At 68.8% G+C, this 266-nt stretch carries 1 protein-coding gene; it reads right to left on the reverse strand.

Translation table 11 applies throughout. The annotated features are described in order from the left end of the window. Positions 1–266 (reverse strand): 4-hydroxythreonine-4-phosphate dehydrogenase PdxA (locus tag R0J88_RS20790; RefSeq protein ID WP_410900994.1); only part of this gene is annotated, 266 nt, incomplete at both ends.

Below are 266 nucleotides of genomic sequence, written 5' to 3' on the forward strand. Positions count from 1 at the left end.
GTACATCGTGACGATCGCCTGGTAGTCGCCGGCCTGCGCCTTCAGGAAGATCGTGTCGGCAGGGAACGGGCCGTGGAACGGCGCGTCGGTCGGCCAGTCGCGCGCCTGCAGCTTGCGCACCGCCGGCTCGATGATGTCGACTTCCTCGCGGCCGCAACTGCCGCCGTCGCCGCCGTGCGGGTTGAACGCGGCGATCGCGACCTTCGGCGTCGCGACGCCGTTCGCGAGCAACGACCGGTAAATCAGTTCGGACGCCTGTTCGATGC

This window comes from Pseudoalteromonas sp. SIMBA_162, assembly GCF_046535955.1.
GTDB classification, from domain to species: Bacteria; Pseudomonadota; Gammaproteobacteria; order Enterobacterales; family Alteromonadaceae; genus Pseudoalteromonas; species Pseudoalteromonas marina.